The organism is Aeromonas sp. QDB17 (genome assembly GCF_027705305.1).
Classification (GTDB): domain Bacteria; phylum Pseudomonadota; class Gammaproteobacteria; order Enterobacterales; family Aeromonadaceae; genus Aeromonas; species Aeromonas caviae.
Genome location: NZ_JAPDBP010000019.1, coordinates 1 through 17,546, shown reverse-complemented (window position 1 = coordinate 17,546; position 17,546 = coordinate 1). Strand labels below are relative to the sequence as shown.

At 60.5% G+C, this 17,546-nt stretch carries 18 protein-coding genes and 2 pseudogenes; 11 read left to right on the top strand and 9 right to left on the bottom strand.

Annotation, left to right across the window (positions count from 1 at the left end; all coding sequences use genetic code 11):
• Nucleotides 1-50: 50 nt before the first annotated feature.
• The 4 genes from OKC41_RS15765 to OKC41_RS15750 form a co-directional block, all read right to left on the bottom strand.
• Complete coding sequence (locus OKC41_RS15765) at nucleotides 51-590, bottom strand: recombinase family protein (protein WP_270672148.1); 540 nt, start codon at nucleotides 588-590, stop codon at nucleotides 51-53.
• Between the two features lie 112 nt (nucleotides 591-702).
• Entirely contained in the window at nucleotides 703-840 is a 138-nt protein-coding gene (locus OKC41_RS15760) for a hypothetical protein (RefSeq protein ID WP_010674054.1), read from the bottom strand.
• Nucleotides 841-1,219: 379 nt separating this feature from the next.
• Nucleotides 1,220-2,164, bottom strand: a complete 945-nt coding sequence (locus tag OKC41_RS15755; RefSeq protein WP_270672147.1) for a hypothetical protein — start codon at nucleotides 2,162-2,164, stop codon at nucleotides 1,220-1,222.
• Between the two features lie 26 nt (nucleotides 2,165-2,190).
• The gene (locus OKC41_RS15750) at nucleotides 2,191-3,897 is read right to left on the bottom strand and encodes a recombinase family protein (protein ID WP_270672146.1); all 1,707 of its coding nucleotides are present in this window, start codon (nucleotides 3,895-3,897) and stop codon (nucleotides 2,191-2,193) included.
• A 241-nt stretch (nucleotides 3,898-4,138) separates the two neighbouring features.
• Here OKC41_RS15750 and OKC41_RS15745 point away from each other — a divergent pair, with 241 nt between their 5' ends.
• From OKC41_RS15745 to OKC41_RS15720, 6 genes are all read left to right on the top strand, one after another.
• Complete coding sequence (locus OKC41_RS15745; RefSeq protein WP_053288949.1) at nucleotides 4,139-4,513, top strand: ArsC family reductase; 375 nt, start codon at nucleotides 4,139-4,141, stop codon at nucleotides 4,511-4,513.
• A 23-nt stretch (nucleotides 4,514-4,536) separates the two neighbouring features.
• Nucleotides 4,537-5,664 (top strand): succinyl-diaminopimelate desuccinylase, encoded by a 1,128-nt coding sequence (dapE, locus tag OKC41_RS15740; RefSeq protein WP_048207273.1) that lies wholly within the window; start codon nucleotides 4,537-4,539, stop codon nucleotides 5,662-5,664.
• 29 nt (nucleotides 5,665-5,693) lie between these two features.
• Complete coding sequence (locus OKC41_RS15735) at nucleotides 5,694-6,380, top strand: M15 family metallopeptidase (RefSeq protein WP_103244661.1); 687 nt, start codon at nucleotides 5,694-5,696, stop codon at nucleotides 6,378-6,380.
• Nucleotides 6,380-6,526, top strand: a complete 147-nt coding sequence (locus OKC41_RS15730) for a hypothetical protein (RefSeq protein ID WP_010674048.1) — start codon at nucleotides 6,380-6,382, stop codon at nucleotides 6,524-6,526. The genes OKC41_RS15735 and OKC41_RS15730 overlap by 1 nt, the downstream gene beginning before the upstream one ends.
• A gap of 268 nt (nucleotides 6,527-6,794) precedes the next feature.
• Nucleotides 6,795-8,522, top strand: a complete 1,728-nt coding sequence (locus OKC41_RS15725; protein ID WP_010674047.1) for a potassium/proton antiporter — start codon at nucleotides 6,795-6,797, stop codon at nucleotides 8,520-8,522.
• Nucleotides 8,523-8,567: 45 nt separating this feature from the next.
• Entirely contained in the window at nucleotides 8,568-9,671 is a 1,104-nt protein-coding gene (locus OKC41_RS15720; RefSeq protein ID WP_103243463.1) for a beta-N-acetylglucosaminidase domain-containing protein, read from the top strand.
• A 126-nt stretch (nucleotides 9,672-9,797) separates the two neighbouring features.
• Here the strand turns inward: OKC41_RS15720 and OKC41_RS15715 are convergent, their stop codons facing one another.
• Nucleotides 9,798-10,430, bottom strand: a complete 633-nt coding sequence (locus OKC41_RS15715) for a LysE family translocator (protein ID WP_039039878.1) — start codon at nucleotides 10,428-10,430, stop codon at nucleotides 9,798-9,800.
• Between the two features lie 164 nt (nucleotides 10,431-10,594).
• Here OKC41_RS15715 and OKC41_RS15710 point away from each other — a divergent pair, with 164 nt between their 5' ends.
• From OKC41_RS15710 to OKC41_RS15700, 3 genes are all read left to right on the top strand, one after another.
• Entirely contained in the window at nucleotides 10,595-12,217 is a 1,623-nt protein-coding gene (locus OKC41_RS15710) for a methyl-accepting chemotaxis protein (protein WP_270672145.1), read from the top strand.
• Between the two features lie 178 nt (nucleotides 12,218-12,395).
• Nucleotides 12,396-12,926: a DUF1523 family protein gene (locus OKC41_RS15705; RefSeq protein ID WP_010674042.1), complete on the top strand. Its 531-nt coding sequence runs from the start codon at nucleotides 12,396-12,398 to the stop codon at nucleotides 12,924-12,926.
• The gene (locus OKC41_RS15700) at nucleotides 12,923-13,219 is read left to right on the top strand and encodes a helix-turn-helix domain-containing protein (protein WP_039039881.1); all 297 of its coding nucleotides are present in this window, start codon (nucleotides 12,923-12,925) and stop codon (nucleotides 13,217-13,219) included. The genes OKC41_RS15705 and OKC41_RS15700 overlap by 4 nt, the downstream gene beginning before the upstream one ends.
• A gap of 97 nt (nucleotides 13,220-13,316) precedes the next feature.
• Here OKC41_RS15700 and OKC41_RS15695 read toward each other — a convergent pair whose 3' ends face one another.
• Nucleotides 13,317-13,793 (bottom strand): hypothetical protein, encoded by a 477-nt coding sequence (locus OKC41_RS15695; RefSeq protein WP_201894915.1) that lies wholly within the window; start codon nucleotides 13,791-13,793, stop codon nucleotides 13,317-13,319.
• Between the two features lie 29 nt (nucleotides 13,794-13,822).
• Nucleotides 13,823-14,757, bottom strand: a pseudogene (rihA, locus tag OKC41_RS15690) (pyrimidine-specific ribonucleoside hydrolase RihA).
• A gap of 161 nt (nucleotides 14,758-14,918) precedes the next feature.
• On the opposite strand from rihA, the gene OKC41_RS15685 reads away from it, so the two are divergent.
• Nucleotides 14,919-15,683: an RluA family pseudouridine synthase gene (locus tag OKC41_RS15685; protein WP_039039883.1), complete on the top strand. Its 765-nt coding sequence runs from the start codon at nucleotides 14,919-14,921 to the stop codon at nucleotides 15,681-15,683.
• Nucleotides 15,684-15,790: 107 nt separating this feature from the next.
• On the opposite strand, the gene udp is transcribed toward OKC41_RS15685, so the two are convergent.
• On the bottom strand, nucleotides 15,791-16,546 hold the full coding sequence (gene udp / locus OKC41_RS15680; RefSeq protein WP_010674037.1) for a uridine phosphorylase: 756 nt from the start codon (nucleotides 16,544-16,546) through the stop codon (nucleotides 15,791-15,793).
• Nucleotides 16,547-16,938: 392 nt separating this feature from the next.
• Here udp and OKC41_RS15675 point away from each other — a divergent pair.
• Nucleotides 16,939-17,118: pseudogene (locus OKC41_RS15675) on the top strand (L-threonine dehydrogenase); the annotation flags it as partial.
• Nucleotides 17,119-17,250: 132 nt separating this feature from the next.
• Here the strand turns inward: OKC41_RS15675 and OKC41_RS15670 are convergent.
• Nucleotides 17,251-17,475 carry a hypothetical protein gene (locus OKC41_RS15670; protein WP_201894927.1) on the bottom strand — a complete coding sequence of 75 codons (225 nt, stop codon included), beginning with the start codon at nucleotides 17,473-17,475 and terminating at the stop codon, nucleotides 17,251-17,253.
• Nucleotides 17,476-17,546: the final 71 nt, after the last annotated feature.

Genomic DNA, 17,546 nt, shown 5'->3' with positions numbered 1-17,546 from the left:
GAGATACAGCACATCTTTTAGTTGAAGGCATCACAATTCTTTTTCATGTTTTACAGGTTTTGAATTCTATGGACACTCGACACACTGATACCCAGCCGCTTTGCCACTGATGCCTTAGCGATGCCCTGCGATAAGAGATGCAGCACCTCATCTCGCTTCTCCATCGCGGTCGGCTTACGGCCCTTGTAGACCCCTTTGGCCTTTGCCAAGGCGATCCCTTCCGCCTGACGCTCCAGCATGATTTCCCGCTCGAACGTGGCGATAGCTCCGATCATCGTCAGCATCAGCTTGCCTGTCGGAGTGGCCGTGTCGATGCCCAGATTCTGGATCTGCAATGTTACCCCTTTGGCGTGTAGCTGGTCTGTGATCTCCAGCAAGTGCCGGGTGTTCCGGGCCAGACGATCCAATTTTGTCACTTTTAGCACGTCTCCAGAGCGGACGAATTCGAGCATTGCCTGTAGTTGCGGCCTATCCGTCTTGCTACCGCTGACCTTCTCGTTAAAGACTTTTTCGCACCCCGCCAGAGCTGCCAGTTGCTGCTCCAGCGATTGCCCCGTGGTCGAGACACGGGCATACCCGATGATTGCCATGATGGCCTCCCAATAGGCTCAAGACCCTGCAAGAAAAACGTGTCAAAATTCGAAAACCAACCCGTGTGACAGGGGTTGCCGAGGGGCTTCCGGTCTGTCACACGGGCATGGTCTATTGAGCGTCCGGCTCCTTCGGCGGGGGCGGCGGTGTCTGCATCGAGTTGACGGCCTCCTTGATGAGGACGCCCAAGGCTGCTAGCAGTGCCGCCTCCAACGCTTTCAGTAACGGGTTTCCTTGCTGCTCATTCATACGCCTTCTCCTTGCTGGATGGCTCCCGACAAGGGGCCAGATGTGATGTATTCCATGGGGTTCTCCTATGGTGTAGATCTCCATCTCGCTTATACCGGCGTGGGGTCTGAATGTTGCCTGCTCGTTTTCCTTGTGCTGGTGGGGTTTGGGATTGTTTTTGCCGGGCAATCAACCGGGCAAGATCGTTGCAATCATCTCGGAATCTCTCCTTCGGGTGGCTGGTAAGCTCCCCCCTCGGTGCAGTAAATAGATAAGAGTCAGAGTAACTAAACGGGTATATATATCGGGCTGGAACAGCTGGAACACCAGACACATACCGCCGAAAAGCCCATGAACACGCTGTCGGATGTGTCGATGAGACTCAAATCGACCAGACACATCACCCCGAAATGTGTCGATTGGCAGTCACTCGCGGCGGGGTCAGACGGTGATATGCCAGATTACCGCTATGCCTCTGACTCAACCGCCAGTCAAGCCGCTCTGCAATCGCTTTAAGGTCTCGTCCCGGCTGAGCTGGATATCGTAGATACCCGGCTGGATCGCAGGTATAAGCACTCTGGGCAGAATCTCGCGTGATATCAAGATGTCGGCCATCGCCCGGCTCTGCCATAGCCATCAACAGCCCTTGCAGGTACTCCTCCACGCTTAGGATGCGTCCCTGAGCACGACAGATGGTGGCCCACAGCTCTTGTTCCTCGTGCCGTATCCTGAGCGGTCTGAGGCCCGTCTGCTGCTCGATGTAGGCATCACGCTGGTGGTCTGCTTGGCGGTTCGCTGGCTCCAGATGATAGGCTTCATCAAACTCCAGCAAGTACACCTCCTGCCGGATCGGTTTGTCAAAATACTTTCCGTCTGGGTCGAACCACTGCAAATCGACTCGGAAATCTATTCGGTAAGGGCCGCAAGAGAATTGCGGGATCACTTCGATTCGCAAACCCGGCTGCTGTTCTTCAAAACAGGTAAGTAGCGGGGTCAAGTACTCCACGTAAAATGCAGCCTCATGGCGGCTTTGCCTTTCATCGTGCGGTAACTCCAGCCCGGTAAGCTGCTCAATCTCCGCTATTAGCCTCAGGTTCAAGTGAGAGCTGGGGCCATAGGTCAACACAGCCAAGGCTTGTAAGGGCGTCCACGTCCCCAATCCATTATCCGGTTCAGGAACCTCCGGCAGGTCGAGTCCCTGCACCTGCCGGAGATTGTCTATTGCCTGCCTGACATACTGACTGAATCGCCGAGTGCTTCGCTGGCTCAACCCAGGTATCTGAGATAGCAATGCTTCTGGGTCGATGATTCCTCGGGCAGGTTGGCCAATGAAAATTGCTGTCATGTTCAATAGCACCTCATCACAGCTTTTTACTTGGAATATTCCGAGCTCAAATCTTCGAAATCTGGATCTGTACCATCATCATTCTTCTGGAGATTTCGAATGTAATCGTCCATCTCCTTTTGCATAACTGAAGGGTCAACATCATAAGGAGCTTCAGTTTGAGTCTTTCTTACTAGGTAGCTAGACCCGTCATAAATCGAACTCCCCGCCAACTTGTCTTCAAAGGTCTGCGTCAATACGCGACTACCATCAATATCCATATACTCAGCCCACAGATAGCCGCCATCAAAGCGGAATCGAATTTCCTTCAACGCGGTTTTCAGCTGGCCGTTGAATCGTTGGCGTTGCTCCGTACTTCTCAGGTCTTCAGGATCTACGAAGTATTTGAGCGTTTTCACTGATAGCTCCCGGCTCATAAGGTCACTTTCAGCTCGTTGAATTTGCTCTTCTAAGGCTTGCGTCTTCTTCTTGCACTGCTCGAACAAGACTCGATAATCCGCATCATTATCGTTATCCAGCACAAGTTGAGCTGCCTTCTTTCTCTTTTGGGTCTCAACCTCTAGCTGAACTCGTAATTCGGCTAGCATGGTTCTAAGAGCGATTGTTTTATCCTCCCCCTCAACCCGTTGTTTCATTACCTTGTTCAGCAAGAACACTGCTTGCAAAAGTTGTGGTTCAACCTTGTCGTAAAGCATGTTCGGTAATTTGCACCCAGCGGTGTTTTGCTTGGGACAAACCAGATAGTTTCTTGGGCTCCCTGCTCGCCCTTTGTTTTGATAACGTAATGACTCGCCACACTGACAGCGAAGTACACCACTGAAGAGATTGTTAAAGGTTCCCTTGCGATAGGAACCACTATGCTTGTTTCTCTTGCTGATAAGGTGTTGCACCTCTTCAAACAGGGCTGGGGAGACTATCGTGGGGTAGTACCCCAAGATTGGCTCATCAGCAGGCACTCGATGGCCATTCTCTATGACATGTGGCTGGAAAACACCGATCACGGCTTGACTTTTGATGACCGCTTGAATGCCTGCCGGACGCCAGTCAGCCTCTTTGCCGAATGTTTTGTAGCCCTTTTCTAGGAAAACCTTAGCAATCTGCTCATAGCCACAGCCTGACTTCGCCATTTCAAACATCTCGTTCACAATAGCTACTCGTTCGGGGATAGGGGCGATCTGCTCCCCATCCCTAGTGAGCCATGAAGGTAAGCGGGAGTTAGCTATCACTTTGTTGTTCTTTCTTGCCTGCTCACGGCCATTTGACCATGCTGCACGGCTCCGACGGCTTTTCATCTCTGACTCATCATTAGCACGGGCCATGTAGACGATTGAGACTATTAGCTTGGTGAAGTCCACCTGACCTCTACGAAAGACCTGCTTATCGGAGAGGGTTACAATAACAATCCCCGCCCTCACAATAGCTAGGAACTGTTCAAGGGCCTCTTCTACTGCCTGTCTGCTCAAACGATCTACTGACTCAACCAGCAGGTAAGACCCCTGTTCAATCTCACCGTGCTTCACAGCATCAACGAAGCGACCTAGCGCCCCTTCAGACATGTTGGCACCACGAAATGCACTCGTGCCGAAATCATCAATCGTCTTGTCATCAAGCTGGAGATTGTGCTCAGCACAGTAATCCATAGCCTGCTGAAGCTGGCGACGGTAACTGTCCCCTTGTGCCTGCTTGGGGGTACTGAATCGAATATAGGAATAGGCTTTCACGGGGCGACTCATGGCAGCTCCTTTGCTATTGGCTCACATCGGAAGCAAGTGAGCACGACTGAAAATTAGGATGGGATGAGCCTACCAGTGGATCGGCACTTTACACAATATGAGATCAAGGTTATTTTTGCCGAAACAACCGCAACTCAGAAGAACCAGCCCACCGCCAGACGACCAGCCCAAGGTAGCCACATTTCCCTGCATAGTGATCGCCTGTATGCTATGGCCCATTGAACTGAACACGGTGAACTCCATGGAAAACAAGACCGAATGCAAAGTCGTGCTCTACGGCATTTCTCCCAAAAACTGCGACACCATCAAGAAGGCCCGCAAGTGGCTGGAGGAGGCGGGTATCGATTACCGCTTTCACGATCACCGCGCCGACGGTCTGAGCCCGGAGCAGCTCGATCTCTGGCTCGCCAAGCTGGGCTGGGAAGCCCTGCTCAACACCCGTGGCACCACCTTCCGCGCCCTGCCAGAAGCAGAAAAACAGGGGCTCGACACCGCCAAGGCCCGTGATCTGCTGCTGGCTCACCCGGCCATGATCAAGCGCCCGCTGCTGGACCAGGACGGCACCCTGACCCTGGGCTTCAAGGCAGACCTCTATCAATCCCTCTTCTCCCGTTAACTTTTTCTGTTTAAGGAACACCGATGTCGGACGTCATCACACTGGCCAAGGATCTGATCAGCCGCCCCTCCGTGACCCCCCTGGATGAAGGGTGCCAGACCCTGATGGCGGAGCGCCTCGCGCGCCTGGGGTTCGTCATCGAACCCATGATCTTCGAGGACACCACCAACCTCTGGGCACGCCGTGGCAGCGAGGGCCCCCTCTTCTGTTTCGCCGGCCACACCGACGTGGTGCCCGCCGGCCCCCTGGAGAAGTGGGACACCCCGCCATTCGAGCCGACCATCAAGGACGGCATGCTCCATGGCCGGGGCGCCGCCGACATGAAGGGGTCTCTGGCCGCCATGGTGGTGGCGACCGAGCGCTTCGTGGCCGAGCACCCGGACCACAAGGGCTCCATCGCGTTTCTCATCACCTCGGATGAAGAGGGGCCCTTCATCAACGGCACGGTACGCGTCATCGACACCCTGGAGGCACGCAACGAGAAGATCCGCTGGTGCATCGTCGGCGAGCCCTCCTCCACCGCCCAGGTCGGGGACGTGGTGAAGAACGGCCGTCGCGGCTCCATCACCGGCGATCTGCTGGTGCGCGGGGTGCAGGGCCACGTCGCCTACCCCCATCTGGCGGACAACCCCATCCACAAGGCGGCCCCGGCGCTGGCGGAGCTCGCCGCCATCGAGTGGGACAAGGGCAACGCCTACTTCCCCCCCACCAGCTTCCAGATCGCCAACATCCAGGGCGGCACCGGCGCCTCCAACGTCATTCCGGGGGAGTTGCAGGTCCAGTTCAACTTCCGCTTCAGCACCGAGCTCACCGATGCGGCTATCCGCGAGCGGGTCGAGGCGCTGCTGACCCGTCACGGCCTGGACTTCGAGCTGAAGTGGACCCTCTCCGGCCAGCCCTTCCTGACGGACACCGGCGCCCTGCTGGAAGCCACCGTCGCCGCCGTGGCGGCAGTGAACGGCCAGCAGCCGGCCCTGCTCACCACGGGGGGCACGTCCGATGGGCGTTTCATCGCTCCCACCGGGGCGGAAGTCATCGAGCTCGGCCCGGTCAACGCCACCATCCACAAGGTGAACGAGTGTGTGAAGGCGGACGACCTGGACCTGCTGGCGGACATGTACCAAGGGGTGCTGGCACGACTGCTGGCATGAGCGGCGCTCCGGACAAGAGAGACCAGACCATGAATCAGGATCAACTGCTTGGGCTGGATGAGAGCCACCTCATCCTGGTGGGGCGCGGCCCCCATCGTCTGACCGCCGCCACCGCGGCGGCCTTCAACGACATGCAGGTGGCTGCCGCCCATGCCGGTTTCAACCTGCAGGCGGCCTCCAGCTGGCGCGGCTTCGAGCGCCAGCTCGCCATCTGGAACGGCAAATGGCGCGGGGAGCGCCCTCTGCTGGATGCGCACAACCAACCCCTCGATGCCCTGCAACTGGGCGAGACCGAGCGACTGCACGCCATCCTGCACTGGAGCGCCCTGCCCGGCACCAGCCGCCATCACTGGGGCACGGATCTCGACATCTACGATCCAGACTGCCTCCCCGCCGGCACCCGGCTCGCGCTGGAACCCTGGGAGTACGAGGCGGGCGGCTGGTTTGCCGATTTGCGCGAATGGCTGGACGATCACATGAACGACTTCGGCTTCTTCCTGCCCTATGCAAAAGGGGAGCAACCGGATCAGGGGGTGGCCTACGAGCCCTGGCACCTGAGCTTCGCACCCGAATCCGACGGGCTGGCCCTGGATCCGGCGGCGCTGGCGCTTTGTCTGGAAGGGGCGGATATTGAAGGCAAGGAGTGCATCCTGGCCCATCTCGACGAGATCCTGGCCCGCTATGTCACCCCGGCACACCACGAAAGGAGATTCTGATGAGCTTGTGGTTATGGATAGGCTTGCCGCTGCTGTTTCTGCTCGGCCTGTTTCTCAACGCCATCAAGGACATGAAGCAGCTCGAGAAACAGCTGCCCAAGTACAAGGACAAGATCCGGGAGGTCAAGGACGACGAGGACGACTGACCTACTCGCAGGAGCCCGTCGGCGCTCCTGCCCCCTTCTCGTCCACGGCATTTTTTCGCCCTCTGCCGCCCCCCTCTGCCTGCACTGAAAGCCCCATCCATTGCCCCCTTTCCCTACGCTTTCCCGCGCGGGCACGCCACCCTCGCCCTGCTTGAAAACTGCGCAACAAACGTAAAAAACTGCAAAACAATGCACAATTAAGCCACACAAAGGGGGTCAATCTGCATATAATGTGCCTGTTTTGCAGCCCGCCATAAGGAGTTCGCCATTGGATGCCACCACCGTCAACAGTTTCTTCTTCATCGGTGCCCTGTTGGTGGGCGCCAGTGTCCTGTTGAGCGCACTCTCCTCCAGAGTCGGCATCCCCATTCTGGTCATCTTCCTCGCCGTCGGCATGCTGGCGGGTGAGGATGGTCCCGGCGGCATCCACTTCGCCGACTACTCGGTCGCCTACCTGGTGGGCAACCTGGCACTGGCCATCATTCTGCTGGACGGCGGCATGCGCACCCGGGTCTCCTCCTTTCGGGTCGCGCTCTGGCCCGCGCTCTCGCTGGCCACGGTCGGGGTGGCCATCACCACCGGCCTCACGGGCCTCGCCGCCGCCTGGCTGTTCGACCTCAACCTGATGCAGGGGATGCTCATCGGTGCCATCGTCGGCTCCACCGATGCGGCGGCGGTCTTCTCCCTGCTCGGCGGGCGCAGCCTCAACGAGCGGGTCAGCGCCACCCTGGAGATAGAATCGGGCAGCAACGATCCCATGGCGGTCTTTCTCACCGTCACCCTGATCGAGGTGCTGGCCACCGCCCAGCAGGGGCTGGATGCCGGCTTCCTGCTGCTGCAACTCGTCAAGCAGTTTGGTCTGGGCGCTGGCATCGGCCTTGCGGGGGGCTGGCTGCTGTGGAAACTCATCAACAGTGCCAAGCTCGCCCCCGGTCTCTATCCCCTGCTCACCGTGAGCGGCGGCCTGCTCATCTTCGCCCTCACCACGGCGGTGGGGGGCAGCGGCATCCTCGCCATCTACCTCACCGGCCTGCTGCTTGGCAACCTCTCCCTGCGCAGCCGCAGCACCACCCTCTCCGTGCTGGACGGCCTGACCTGGCTCAGCCAGATCGGCATGTTCCTGGTGCTGGGGCTGCTCGCCTCGCCCCACAAGCTGCTGCCCATCGCCCTGCCGGCGCTGGCCCTGGCCATGTGGATGATCCTGTTTGCCCGTCCGGTGTCGGTCTGGATTGGACTGCTGCCGTTCAAGAACTTCGCGCCGCGCGAGCGCTGGTTCATCTCCTGGGTGGGGCTGCGCGGCGCCGTGCCCATCATCCTGGCGGTCTTCCCCATGATGGCGGGGCTGCCCAATGCCCAGCTCTACTTCAATGTCGCCTTCTTCGTGGTGCTGGTCTCGCTGATCCTGCAGGGCAGCTCGCTGCCGCTGGCATCAAAGCTGGCGCGAGTGGAGGTGCCCGCACCGCCCTCTCCCATCAACCGCTCTGGGCTGGAAATCGATCTCGACAGCCAGTGGGAGACCTTCGTCTATCGCCTGAGCGCCGAGAAGTGGTGCATCGGCTCCCCCTTGCGAGAGCTGCGCATGCCCCAGGGCACCCGCATCTGCGCCCTGTTCCGCGGCCAGGAGCTGCTCCACCCCTCAGGCAGTACCTGCCTGCAATCCGATGACATCCTCTGCGTCATCGGCCACGAGCACGACCTGCCCGCCCTCGGTCAGCTCTTCAGCCAGGCGCCGGAGCAGGATCTGGGCCCGCGCTTCTTCGGTGACTTCCTGCTGGAGGCCAACGCCAGGCTGGTGGATCTCGCCCCGCTCTACGGGCTGGATGTGAGCGAGGTGGCGGATCAGAGCCTCGGCGATTTTATTGCCCATCAGTTGGGCGATAATCTGGTGGTCGGTGACCATGTCGCTTGGCAGGGACTGCTCTGGACGGTGGCGGAAATGGAAGAGGGTGAACCCCGCAAGATAGGGGTACGCTTCCTGGAAGAAGACCCCGTCTAGGCGCCGGCCATCGTAGCCCGCATTTGTGTGAGAAGGGAGTGAACCATGCCTTATCAAACCCTGTTGTCCGGTCTGTATCCTCCCTCGCCCAAGCTGGGCCTCATCGAGGGTTTCTTTGGCAAGGGCTGGAGCTGGGAAGCCCGTGCCCGCTACGCCCAGTGGCTGCCCCGCCACGGCTATGGCTTCTACCTCTACGCCCCCAAGGAAGACGGCTACCTGCGCAAGCACTGGGCCACACCCTGGCCCGCCGACCAGCTTGAAGCCCTGTGCCAGCTCGCCCGCCAGTGCCGGGAGAACGCTCTGGCCTTCGGGGTGGGCCTGAGCCCCATGGGGGCCCATCACGACTATGCCCGCCAGCGACCCGCCCTGCTGGAGAAGGTGAGGCTCATCGAGGAGGCGCTCAAGCCCGATATCCTGGCGATCCTGTTTGACGACATGAAGGGGGACACCCCGGATCTCGCCCACTGGCAGCTCACCATCGCCCACGACATCGCGGCCCACACCGACGCAGGCCGCCTGCTGTTCTGCCCCAGCTACTACAGCACGGATCCGGTGCTGGAGAAGGTGTTCGGTGCCATGCCCCCCCACTATCTGCAGGATCTGGGTCAGGGGCTCGACAGGCGCATCGATGTCTTCTGGACCGGCCCCAAAGTCTGCTCCACCGAGTATCCGGCTGCCCACCTCAAACAGGCCGCCGACTGGCTCCATCGCAAGCCCTTCCTGTGGGACAACTATCCGGTCAATGACGGCAGCAAGGCGAGCAGCTTCCTGCACCTGCGCGCCTTCGAAAACCGTCCGGCAGAGCTGGCGGATCTCGTGAGCGGCCATGCGGTCAACCCCATGAAGCAGGCGGCCCTCTCGGCCCTGCCGCTCGCCACCCTGCCCATGAGCTACAAGCTCGGCAAGCAGTACGATCCTGACAAGGCGCTGCACGCCTCCCTCAACGCCACCTGCGGGCCGCAGATCTCCGCCATGATCCAGGCCGACCTGCCGCTCTTCCAGGACATCGGTCTGGCCCAGCTCACCCCCGAGCAGGTCATCCACCTCAAGAGCCGCTACCTGCCGTTCCAGGATCAGGCCTGCGTGAACGAGATCCTGCGCTGGCTGGCCGGGGAATACGTGTTCGATCCGGACTGCCTGACCGACTGACCCCATGAGTCCATGAAAAACGGGTCCATGTAAAAGGCCACCTCCCGGGCAGGGAGGTGGCCTTTTTGCATGATCTCTCTTCAGGTGCCCCATGGCGTCACATAGGGCGGCAGATGGAGCGGGTGTTTAGCCGAAGGCCAGCCAGACCCCGACAAACAGCATGAGAGAGCCCGCGATCCGGTTCATCAGAGTGACATTCCCGCTCTTGGCGAGGAAATGGCGCAAGGTGCGGCCACCGCTGGCATAGAGCATCAGGCAGGAGAACTCGATGACCAGGATGAGCGCGACCAGGGCCCCTATCTGGGGTGCCATCGGCTTGGCCGCATTGATGAAGGGGGGCAGCAGGGAGACCATGAAGGCCCACCCCTTGGGGTTGGCGATGGCGGTCACGAAACCCTGCACGGCCAGTCCCATGGGGCTGGTCTGCTGACCCGCCGAGAGATCCGCCGGAATGGCCATCTTGCCCTTGGCCTGCCACATCTGGATGCCGAGCCAGACCAGGTAGGCGCCACCTACATATTTGAATGCGGAGAACAGGGCCGGGTAGTTGAGCATGACTGCTGCCACCCCGACCACCGACAGCACGGAGACCAGGCCGACGCCGACAAGCTCCCCCCACATCATGTGCAGGGTACGGCGCACCCCCAGACTCATGCCCAGGGTCATCGCCAGGGTCATGCACATACCGGGGGTTACTGAGACAAAAAAGAACGTGGGAATAAAGAGCGCCAAGATGGCGGGATCAATCCAGTCGGACACACTACACCTCCAGGGTAACAAGCAGACGATCTTGCCTATCACGCTCTTTTAACACAAGAAAAACCTTTTCATTCAGCAAAAATTCAGCATTAAAAACCCTGTGACAAGGATTGTCGCGCCTGTGTAAGATGCCGCCTCACTCCTCTTTCGGGTTAGGATCTTTCATGTCATTGAATAATCTGTCCATTCGTCTTCAAGTGCTTATCCCTCTCCTGCTCGCCAGCCTGTTGATGCTGCTGATGGCCGTGATCAGCAAACAGGAAATCGACGGTGCCATTCAGGACATGAATGAAACCACCGCCAGCGTCACCCGCCACAAGGACGACATTGCGGCCCTGATCCACGCCACCTACCGGCTGCGCACCAACGCCATCTACGGCCTCTACGATGAGGCCCTCTTCGCCCAGTTGCCGGCCCAGCTCTCCGCCGCCGAACTGGAGATTGGCGCCATCCTGACCAGACTGGCTGTCACCGGTGCCGAGCAGGACAACCGTCAGGTCGCGGCCGCCCTGCAGGCCTACCTCGGCCATACCCGCAGCAGCATGCTGCCCCTGCTGACCGCCAAGTACCAAGGCAGTGGCGATCCCGCCGCCTATGAGCAGGCCCGCCTGCACTTTCGCGATCTGGGGGAGGCGCTCATCAAGCAGATCGATGCCATGTCCGTCCACATCAATCAGCTGACCCAGACTGAGATTGCCGAGGAGCAGGCCCACTACCGCGCGACCCTGCTGCGCACCCTGCTGCTGATGGGGGGCACCCTGATCGCGGCCCTGCTGGGTGGCTGGTGGATCTCCGGGCGCATCGTGCAGCCCATCGGCCAGTTGCAGGAGGTGATGCACGCCGTCGCCCTCGGCCGCTTCAACGTGCGTGCCAATGCCGAAGGCAACAACGAGCTGGGCCAGCTCGCCAGGGATATCAACCGGACCCTGAGCCAGCTTGCCAACACCATCCAGACTCTGACCGGCATCAGCGGCAATGTGGCCTCCGCCGCCACCGAGCTTGCCGCTGTGATGACCCAGGCAGAGGTCAACGCCCAGCAGCAGCGTGGTGAGACCGAACAGGTGGCCTCCGCCGTCACCGAGCTGGCCAGCACCGCCGACAACGTCAACCACAACGCCGCCCTGGCCGACGAGCTGGCCCGGGATGCCAACAGTCGGGTCGAGCAGGGGCTGGCCCTGTTTGCCGAAAGCATCGAGGCCAACGGCCGCATGGCGGGCAGTCTGGAGAACGCCGCGACTGTGGTGGCCAGGCTCAAGTCCCAGTCCGAGCAGATCGGCAAGGTGATTGAAGTCATTCAGAGCATTTCGGAGCAGACCAACCTGCTGGCCCTCAACGCCGCCATCGAGGCGGCCCGCGCCGGTGAAAGCGGCCGCGGCTTTGCGGTGGTGGCCGACGAAGTGCGCCTGCTGGCTGCCCGTACCCAGGACTCCACCAAGGAGATCCAGGCCATCATCGAGCAGTTGCAGAGCCAGTCCCTCTCCGCCAACAGCGGCGTGCAGCAGACCCTGGAGATCCTAGGCCACAACCAGCAGCTCTCCGCCGAGGTACAGGCCTTGCTGGGGGGCATCACGGACGCGGTCAACCAGATCAACGGTGCCAACGCCCAGGTGGCGACCGCGGCAGAACAACAATCCTGCGTCACCGCCGACATCAGCCGCAACCTCACCAACATCCACGAGATCGTGAACCAGAACGCCGCCGGCATCAGCCAGAGTGCCGCCGCCAGTCACGAACTGTCACAGCTCGCCGAGCAGCAGCGCAGGCAGCTCGCCCAGTTCCAGCTCTGATCCCGAGAGGGTCTCTTCGATACCGCGGGGCCCGGTGCAGGCCCCGCACTTGCCCCTCCCCCTTCACGCCTCCTGTTTAAAACGGGTTTTTGCCATCAAGGTGTCATTAGGGGCTGGGCTGCATTCGCAAATGTGGGTATGGTAGAGGCACGTCACTCCCCCTCATCGAGAGATCATCATGAGCCTGAAGTTCAAGAAACCCGCTTTTATCATGCTCGGCCTCATCGCCCTGCTCTCCGCACTCTGGCTCGATTTCTATCTGCCGGAACACACCATCGCCACCATCACCGGGGTGGAGGTGAAGCGCACCGACAAGGATGGCCCCATCAGCCAGAAGAACCCGGCTGACGGCCCCACCACCGACGTCTATTACATCTACACCGAGCGCCCCGGCGAGAAGATCCGGGTGTTTCGCAATGAAGACACCGAATGGGGCTGGCCCTTCTACTTCAAGTTCAACGCCGCCGACGTCCAGGCCAAGGCCAAGTCCATGGAGTTCGAAAAACGCCTGGCCATCATTACCTCCTACGGCTGGCGCGTGAACATGTTCTCCATGTTCCCCAACGTCACCAAGATCGCGAGCACCGAGCCCGATGCCTCCACCTGGAGCTTCTTCCGCTGGTTCTGGTTCGGTGTCTGGGCCCTGGTGATGGGAAAAGCGGCCATCGCCACCTGGCGCTACTTCGATCGCCTCGAGGACGAGATATGAGCGAGCCGAGCAAGACCCGCACCAGCTTCTATCGCCGGCTCTACGTGGCTCACCTCATCAGTCAGGGCACGGACACCGTGCCCGCCATCATGGAGGCGACCGGCATGCCGCGCCGCACCGCCCAGGACACCCTCAGCGCCCTGGCGGAGCTCGACATCCAGTGCGCCTTCGAGCAGACCGAGGGGGCTCGCCATCTGCAGGGGCACTACCGCATCAGCGACTGGGGCCCCATCAATCCGGCCTGGATTGCCGCGCAGCTTCCCGTCATCAGGCAGACCCTGGGGTATCCCTGACACCCCGGGCCCTGCTCTGCCTCCCATAGAGAAGGGGCCAGCCTTGCGGCTGGCCCCTTTCTTGTCTGGCCTGATATCCCGTTACCCTCCCCCGGACTCACTCCCCTTCGCCGAAAGACGCTTCCGGCAGCGGCTCCGCCGACTCACCCCGGGTACAGTCGATGATGGAGCGCTTGGGATTGTTGGGGTCGCGCAGCAGCAGGGGTGCCATCCCCTCGTCATGCAGCCTCTCGTCGGAAAATTCACTGCCATAGGCGTTGTGGGTCAGCCTGCGGGCATTGGCGATGGGGGTATCCACGAAGAGGGCATGTACCTCGAAGGTGGAGGCCGGCACCAGGAAACCGACGATGGGCAGGCCGTGCAACTCCTGATGGACCTTGTACCAGGCAAAGCCCTCGCTCACCTTGTCAGGGGTATACATGGCGAGCTGCGGATTGGCCGGGCGCCCGGTCTCGATGTCGAGATGAAGGGTGTCCAGCTCGCAGGTCGCCAGCCCCTGCCACATCTTCTCAAACGGGGTCGAGCAACCCGTCAGTTGCATGCATGTCAGCAGCGCCAACGTCCCTTTCCACATACCCAACCCCTTATCCGATGTCCAGGATGTCAACCAAATGAGCGCAGTCGCTGCACCAGCAACTCGATGAAACCGACCCTGTCGAGCCCCAGCAGCACCAGGGCATTGGCCGGTTTGCCGGTCAGGTCGTAGCGATCCACCACCGTCATGCCCAGGGTATGGGTCCCGCCGGTTTCGATATCGACCCGGCACTCCACCCCGTGAAACAGGGAAGGCGCCAGCAGCCAGGCGATGGTACAGGGGTCATGGAGCGGCGCGCCAGCAAATCCCCACTTGGGATCCCGATGATAGATCATGAGAAAGTCGAGCAGCTGTGCCACGCACTGCGCCATCGGGTTGGGAATGGCGCGTACCCGCTCGATATCCTCGTCCATCACCTGGGCCTCGTGGGTCACGTCCAGCCCGCACATGGTGATGGGCAGCCCCGACTTGAAGACCATATCGGCCGCTTCGGGATCCACATAAATATTGAATTCCGCCGCGGGGGTCCAGTTGCCCGCACCGGCGGCGCCCCCCATCAGCACAATGCGGGCGATCTTCTGCTTGAGCTCGGGGTGGGCCGCCAGCAAGAGGGCAATGTTGGTGAGCGGCCCGGTCGGCACCAGGGTGACCGGCTCCGGGCTCTCGCGCAGACATCTTGCCATCAGTTCAAGGGCGCTCATCGCCCGGGGAGCAAAGGCGGGATCCGGCAGCTCTGGGCCGTCCAGCCCCGATTCGCCGTGGACGTTGTCGGCGATGATGAGCTCACGGGCCAGGGGCTTGGCAGCCCCGCCGCCACCGGGATGTCGTCGCGGCCGAGCAGGGTCAGGATGCGCAGGGCATTGTTGAGGGTCTTGTCCGGGGTCTGGTTGCCCGCGCTGGTGGTGACCGCCAGCACCTTCAGCTCGGGGCTCGCCAGCGCCAGAATGAGGGCGATGGCATCATCGTGGCCGGGATCGCAATCGAGAATAACGGGCAACGCCATGGACAGACTCCTTACAACATGACAGGGAGCCATACCTTAGCAAGAGATAGCCAGATGAACTCAGGAGGGAGTCACAAAACGCCTCAACCAACGAGATCAAGTACTTGGCGATATGCCTTGGGAGCGGACACCCAGATTCGCCGCGCTGCCATCGTTCGGGTATGATCCCTCCCCCTTCATCGTCCGGTTGCCCCATGTCCGCCATCATCGACACCTTTGTTGCCCCGCCCTGCGCCGCCACCATCGAGATCCTGTTTGAGGATGCGCATCTGCTGCTCATCAACAAGCCGAGCGGCCTGCTGAGCCTCTCGGGCAAGAACCCGCAGAACCTCGATTCGGTCCATTACCGGCTGGTACAGGATTACCCCGGCTGCACCCTGGTGCACCGCCTCGACTTTGGCACCTCGGGCGTCATGGTGGTGGCCAGAAACAAGAGCATCAACGCCCTGCTCTGCCACCAGTTCAGCCAGCGCACCGTGAGCAAGGCTTACGAGGCACTGCTCTGCGGCCATCTGGCGGCGGATGAGGGCGTCATCGACGCATCCATCGCCAAGGATCCGGCGCTGTTCCCGCTGATGAGCATCTGCGCCGCCAGCGGCAAACCCGCCCGCTCACGCTATCGGGTGATGGAGCGGCTCACCCTGGAGGGGGCAGGCCAGCCGGTGCCATTGACCCGGGTCAGGCTGGTACCGGAAACCGGGCGCACCCACCAGTTGCGCATCCACAGCCAGTGGCTGGGCCATCCCATCCTGGGATGCGATCTCTATGGCGGCCTGCTCCCGCCCGGCTGCGAACGGGCCCCCAGACTGATGCTGCACGCCAGTGAACTCGGTTTTGTGCACCCGGTGAGCGGCGAAGCGGTACAGATCCGCTGTGAAGCGCCCTTTGCGCAGGCACTGGCGGCCATGACGGGGCAACAGGGGTAACGAAGAAGGGGGAAAGCAGAGCCAGGAAGGTAAAAGGGGCAAACGGCGGATAAAGATAGGGGCCGCGCTTTCGCAACGGCCCCCACCCCCCACTCGGCGTGGTGCTATCAGATCAGCTTGCGGGCGGCGCCCAGCACGATCTTGATGGCATCAGATTCGGTTTTCGCCATGGTTTCGGCGTTCGGGATTTCCTGCTGGGTACGGTTCACGATGACACCGGCCACCATGCCCGCACGCAGGCCCTGGCTGGTACACATGGTCAGCAGAGTGGCGGACTCCATCTCGTAGTTCAGCACGCCCATGGCTTGCCACTCTTTCATGGAACCCTGGAAACGTTGTACCACGCGGCCGGATACGGTGTCGTAACGCTCCTGACCCGGGTAGAAGGTATCAGAAGAAGCAGTGACGCCCACATGCAGCTTGGAGCCCAGCTCCTTGGCGGTGTTCACCAGGGCGGTGGTGCAGTCGAAGTCGGCCACGGCCGGGAACTCCATCGGCGCGAAGTGCAGGCTGGCACCGTCGAGGCGCACGGAGCCGGTGGTGACGATCACGTCGCCCACGTTCAGGTGCGGCTGGATGGCGCCGGTGGTGCCGATGCGCAGGAAGGTACGGATACCCAGCTGGGCCAGCTCTTCCACCGCGATGGAGGTGGACGGGCCACCGATACCGGTGGAGCAGATGATCACGGCCTTGCCGTCCATCTCGCCGCGCCAGGTGGTGAATTCACGATGGCTGGCCAGGTGCACCGGGTTGTCCAACAGTTCTGCGATGCGCTTCACGCGCTCGGGGTCACCGGGGACGATCGCCAGGGTGGCGCCTTGCAGATCCGCTTTTTTCAAACCCAAGTGAAATACATCAGACATAGTGGACTCCTGGTTGCGCCCCGCCGCATGGCAGCCGAGTGCAGTTAAGGTGATTCTTTACGGTACTTTCAAGCCGGTGTCCCCTCATCCGGGGAGGCGCCAACTATGGTCGAAAGCGCTTTCCAATTCCTTGATGCGCCTCACATTTCTGCGCTTCAAAGCTGACAAAAATGGCGCGAAACGTTTGCTAAGATGATGAATTTCTTGAAAAACGTTTTTACGTTCCTTTTGCACTCCCATCCCTTGTCAAGCCTTGAGCGACCGTCCATTTAAAGAGCGCGATCGAGTCCACAAAGTTGCAAACGAGATACCATTGACCCCTTCTCATCCCCTCCGACGCTGTTATGTTGGCGCCCGCATACCACTTAATGGCTAATCATACGGAGTCCATCATGGCGACATTCAAGTTCTACATTCCCGCAATCAACCTGATGGGGGCGGGCTGCCTGCAGGAAGCGGCAGCGGATATCCAGGGACATGGCTATCGCAAGGCGCTCATCGTCACCGACAAGATCCTGGGCCAGATTGGCGTGGTGGGCCGGCTCGCCGCCCTCCTGGCCGAGCACGGCATCGGTGCCGTGGTGTTGTAGCCCGCCGCGAAAAATGAAAAACACTTCTGGGTAAAACGACAAACAGAGTTCAGCCGCATTTATCAAACTCGGTGAATCAGGAATCACCCAGTTTGAAAGACGCTTAACAGGGGTTTAAACCTCGATTTCATAGGTTGGTAAACCAGGTGCGGGCCCAATGATGGTGCCTCCCTGATAAAACGCCTTCTGGCCGATGGCCACCCCTCCCCCTCGCACGATCACCACGCCCCCGCCTGGCGTCTCCAGCGTGGTACTGGTACCCGTCGTTGCGGTGACGGTACCGACCAGTAACGGGTCGGCACCGGGTATCAGCTCCCGGAACTGCTTGAACAGGTGTATGGAGATGGTATTCACCTGACAGTTGCCCACAAAAGGGAGTGGTCATACGGCTTCAAACCGGATAACAAAAC